Origin of the sequence: Duganella callida (assembly GCF_004614165.1) — a bacterium.
GTDB classification, from domain to species: domain Bacteria; phylum Pseudomonadota; class Gammaproteobacteria; order Burkholderiales; family Burkholderiaceae_D; genus Rugamonas; species Rugamonas callida.
This window is the reverse complement of the sequence record NZ_SPVG01000140.1, coordinates 1-4,323: the sequence shown is the minus strand read 5'-3', so window position 1 is coordinate 4,323 and position 4,323 is coordinate 1. Positions and strand designations below refer to the sequence as shown.

Annotated in this window: 4 protein-coding genes; 3 read left to right on the top strand and 1 reads right to left on the bottom strand. The window is 59.9% G+C overall.

Annotation, left to right across the window (positions count from 1 at the left end):
• The 3 genes from E4L98_RS30365 to E4L98_RS13690 all read left to right on the top strand — a co-directional run.
• The coding region (locus E4L98_RS30365) for a hypothetical protein (RefSeq protein WP_205746725.1) at window positions 1–187 on the top strand (187 nt) is incomplete at its 5' end.
• Complete coding sequence (locus tag E4L98_RS13695) at window positions 184–1,545, top strand: sodium-dependent transporter (protein ID WP_135202108.1); 1,362 nt, start codon at window positions 184–186, stop codon at window positions 1,543–1,545. The genes E4L98_RS30365 and E4L98_RS13695, both read left to right, overlap by 4 nt.
• 43 nt (window positions 1,546–1,588) lie before the next feature.
• Complete coding sequence (locus E4L98_RS13690; RefSeq protein WP_135202107.1) at window positions 1,589–2,800, top strand: sensor histidine kinase; 1,212 nt, start codon at window positions 1,589–1,591, stop codon at window positions 2,798–2,800.
• 3 nt (window positions 2,801–2,803) lie between these two features.
• On the opposite strand, the gene E4L98_RS13685 is transcribed toward E4L98_RS13690, so the two are convergent.
• Window positions 2,804–4,186 carry a DUF4214 domain-containing protein gene (locus E4L98_RS13685; protein ID WP_135202106.1) on the bottom strand — a complete coding sequence of 461 codons (1,383 nt, stop codon included), beginning with the start codon at window positions 4,184–4,186 and terminating at the stop codon, window positions 2,804–2,806.
• Window positions 4,187–4,323: the final 137 nt, after the last annotated feature.

Sequence of the window (4,323 nt, the reverse complement as noted above, 5' to 3'; positions counted from 1 at the left end):
CTTTTTGTTGCAGCATCAAACGCCCACATTTATCGACTGTATGTTTTTAAAGATCTACTTCGTAGCTGAGAATCGTTGTGTTCGTCAGCGAAGAGATGAGATTATGCTTCACGGCATTCATTCCGTCAACCCCTCTTTTTCAACTGCTACAATCGCAGTCTTTGATTTCGATAGAAAGCGGCAATGAGCAACACAACTAAACGCGACGGTTTCAGTTCCAGTTTCGGCGTGCTGGCGGCAACCCTGGGCTCTGCAGTCGGCCTCGGCAATATCTGGAAGTTTCCTTCGCTGACCGGCGCCAATGGCGGCGCCGGCTTCCTGCTGATTTACCTGTTGGCGACGCTGGTGATTGGCCTGCCGGTGATGATCGCGGAAATCACCATGGGCCGCGCCGCCAAGGCCAACCCGATCACGGCACTGAAAAATCTGAGCCCGAAAAAAAGCCTGCCCTGGTGGCTGGTCGGGGTCGCGGGCATGGTCGCCGCATTCCTCATTCTGTCGTTCTATTCGGAAGTGGTGGCGTGGGTATTCGCCTATGTGTTCAAGGCCATCGGCGGCAGCATTCTCAGCAGTGACCGTCACGTGACCGAGAGCGCGTTCGGCTCGCTGATCAGCGATCCGCTGCAGTCGCTGCTGTGGCAATGGGCGGTACTGGTGTTCATTGGCGGCATCCTGCTGATGGGCGTGACCAAAGGCATCGAAGGTATCACCAAGAAGCTGATGCCCATCCTGTTCCTGCTGTTATTGCTGCTGTGCGCAGTCAGCCTGACGCTGGCCAAGGCGGCCGACGGTCTGGCCTTCCTGTTCCGTCCCGACTTCAGCAAAATCACCGCTGGCGTCGTCCTGACCGCCATGGGCCTGGCTTTCTTCAAGCTGTCGCTGGGCATGGGCACCATGATGACTTACGGCTCCTACTTCCGCGACGACCAGAACATTCCGGCGACCACCCTGCGCGTGATGGTGGCCGACCTGTTCGTCTCCATGCTGGCCGGTATCGCCATCTTCCCGGCGGTATTCACCTTCGGCTTCGAACCGTCGGCCGGTCCCTCGCTGGTGTTCATCACCATCCCCGCCGTGTTCTCGCAAATTCCTGGCGGGCAGTGGCTGATGATCGCCTTCTTCATCCTGGCTTCGGTTGCCGCCACCGGCGCCATGCTGTCGCTGATGGAAGTGCCGGTGGTGATACTGCACGAGCGCCTGGGCATGAGCCGCCCGAAAGCCACGTCGCTCACCATCGCCATCCTGGCGGTGACTGGCGCCAGCTGCGCGCTGACCAATAATGTGCTGGCCAATTTCAAGCTGTTCGGCATGAACATGTTCGATCTGTTCGACTTCGTCTCCTCCAACGTGCTGCTACCGCTGGGTGGCATTTCGCTGGCTGTGTTCGTCGGCTGGGTATGGGGCCGCGACCGCTTCCAGCAGGCCGTGTCGAATCAGGGTGCACTGGCCAACGGCGCTGTGGTAAGCGTGGTGTTTTTCCTACTGCGCTACGTGTCGCCCGTGCTGATCCTGGTGGTGATGCTGAAAGGTCTCCGCTTGTTCTGAGGCCCGTTATATACTGACCGCACCGTGACCATGAGGGTGCGCGATGAACCAGAGCGAGATCCCGGTTGTGCCGATGTCGACGATACTCATCGTCGACGACTCCCCATCCTATTTGGCGGCCCTGCTGGACCGGCTGGAACGGCACGGCTTCCTGATCGTGCTGGCGCAGACCGCCGCCGAAGGCTTGATGCGCGCCGAATTCGCGGAACCCGATCTGATCCTGCTCGACGTGGTGATGCCGGACATCGACGGCTTCGAAGCCTGCCGCCGCCTCAAGGCCGGCACGAAGACCAAGGATGTCCCGGTCATCTTCATGACCGGCCTCACCGATCCCAAACAGAAAGTCACCGGCTTCGATGCCGGCGGCGTCGACTACATCACCAAGCCTTTCCAGATCGAGGAAGTCCTGGCCCGCATCAACACCCACCTGGCGCTGCGCCGCGCCCACCGCGAACTGCAGGACATGATCGCCACACTGGCGCGGGCGCGCGAAGACCTGGTACGCAATGAGAAGCTGGCCGGCCTCGGCGCGCTGGTGGCCGGCATCGCGCACGAGCTGAACACGCCGATCGGCAACAGCCTGATGGCATCCACCACCTTCGAAGCGCAGACCGAAGAAATCACCCGCCACCTGCGCGGCGATGGCGGCATCACGCGCAAGGAATTCGAAGCGTATATCGAAAACGCGCGCATGTCGGTGGAGATCCTCAGCCGCAACCTGCACCGCGCGGCCGACATCGTCACCAACTTCAAACAGGTGGCGGTGGACCAAACCAGCTCACAACGGCGCAGCTTCCTGCTGGATGAAGTCGTGGCCGGCAATTTGCTGACGCTGCAGCCGACCATCAAGCGTACGCCGTTCGTGATCCAGCAGCGCGTGCCGGCGGACCTGATGATGGAGAGTTACCCCGGTCCGCTGGGCCAGGTGCTCACCAACCTGATCAACAACGCCATCCTGCACGGCTACGAGGGCCGCGGCGAAGGCATGATACTGGTGGCGGCCAGCCTGTCCGCGCAAGGCTGGGTCACCTTGAGCGTGGAAGACCACGGCGTCGGCATTGCGCGCGACGCCCTGCCGCGCATCTTCGATCCCTTCTTCACCACCAAGATGGGCGTGGGCGGTTCAGGCCTGGGCCTGAACATCGTGCACAACATCGTCACCGGCATCCTGGGCGGCAGCATCACCGTCAGCAGCGAAGTCGGCGGCGGCAGCCGTTTCACGCTGACCTTGCCGATGTCGGCGCCGGTCAGATAAGGTCTACTCCTGTGCCCACACGGCGAGGATGCCGTCGGTCAGGCCGCTTTTGCGGTTGCCCAGGTGCTGAACAATGGCATAGGCCAGGCTACCGTCGCTGCGTTGATAGCGATAGGCGGCAAAGGAAATGGACTTGCCCGTCGAAATATCGTATTGAAGCTCGCCATTGAGTATGCGCGTCACGCCGGCGGCGTCGATCTGCATGATGCCGGTCGAGGTGACGGGGAAACTGCCATTGCCCTGGCTGTCAAAGGAAAACGATGGCAGATTGCTGCCGCCCTGCGCGCAGTTTTCGCGGTACACCGTGAATGTCTGATTCGCCAGCTCCAGAGCCTGCACCAGCTTGTACGCGGAGCGGGCGATCAGTATGTCGGTGGACTTCACCGTGTTGCCGTTGACTGTAGCCACGTTTTCGCACAGCATGCTGATCGTCGGCAGTACGCTGCCACCAATGCCGGCGCTGGCCACCAGCGGGGAGTCAAAGGTGAAAGCACTGCCGCTGCGGGAAAACTTGACGGTTTGCGCGGGCGTGCCGAAAGTCACGCTGCCCGTCGTGGCCGGCGGCACGACACCGCCCGCCGCGTAGGCGTAGCTGGCCGCGTATAAAGGCTGGTTGGTGTCGAGATCCTGCAGATAATTGTAGCCGGCATAGCGCACCACGATCGGGAATTCGCCAGGCGGCTGCAGACCGGCGATGAATTCTTCGATATCAATGCGGAATGCCGTCAGATCCGTTGTTGCCGTGATCGTGGCAAACAAGTCTCTGGCGGCAGCATTGCTTTGCTGCGGTTCATAACCCGCGACTTTTTCAGGCGTGTCAAGCAGCGACGTGAACAGGGTCGCGGCCCGGATTTTTTTGCCCACCACCACAGCATCGTCATTCTGCGCGCCGCTGACGATCCACAACACGGCCTGCGCTGGCGTGATTTGTTTGTTGTTCAGGAAGCCGGCCCAGAAATTAAGGCCGCTCGATTCTGCCTGACGATTGAAGGCGCGGAGGTAAAGCGCGTTGATGAGCCTGATGCTATCACCGGCGTAGAGGTCGGCAAACTCCTGGCTGTAGGTAAATCCGTCCAGCGTGCTGCTGATCTGCGGGTTGCTGGTATAACCAGCGATGAGTTCCGGCAGTGTCAGCGGCAAATTACGGTCGCTGAAAACCTGGGTCCAGAATTGCAGACCTTTGGCGTCGGCTGGGCGGCCGAAGAAGCCGATATAAATACTTTGCACTGTCTGGATATATTCGCTCGGAGCGTGTTGCGCGCCCTGGACAGTGCGGGCGGCCAGAGCCTTCGGGCGGGGAGCGGAAGATTCGGGACTGGAGCCGCCACAGGCGACAAGCAAAGCAGCGACGGAACAAAAGGTGGCAAACTGGATGGCAGTCCTCATGATTGTCCTCGACTTAAATGGAAAACAATCATACCTTTTTAATAATGCAATAAGCAACAAAAAAGCCCGCCGATCACAGATCGGCGGGCTTTTTCTTTATAACTAGCTTGACGATAACCTACTTTCACACTGGTTGC

What these genes read in the sequence shown, in the direction of transcription:
- E4L98_RS13695 (WP_135202108.1), top strand. Translation starts at nt 184, where the DNA reads ATGAGCAACACAACTAAACGCGACGGTTTCAGTTCCAGTTTCGGCGTG.
- E4L98_RS13690 (WP_135202107.1), top strand. Translation starts at nt 1,589, where the DNA reads ATGAACCAGAGCGAGATCCCGGTTGTGCCGATGTCGACGATACTCATC.
- E4L98_RS13685 (WP_135202106.1), bottom strand. Translation starts at nt 4,186, where the DNA reads ATGAGGACTGCCATCCAGTTTGCCACCTTTTGTTCCGTCGCTGCTTTG.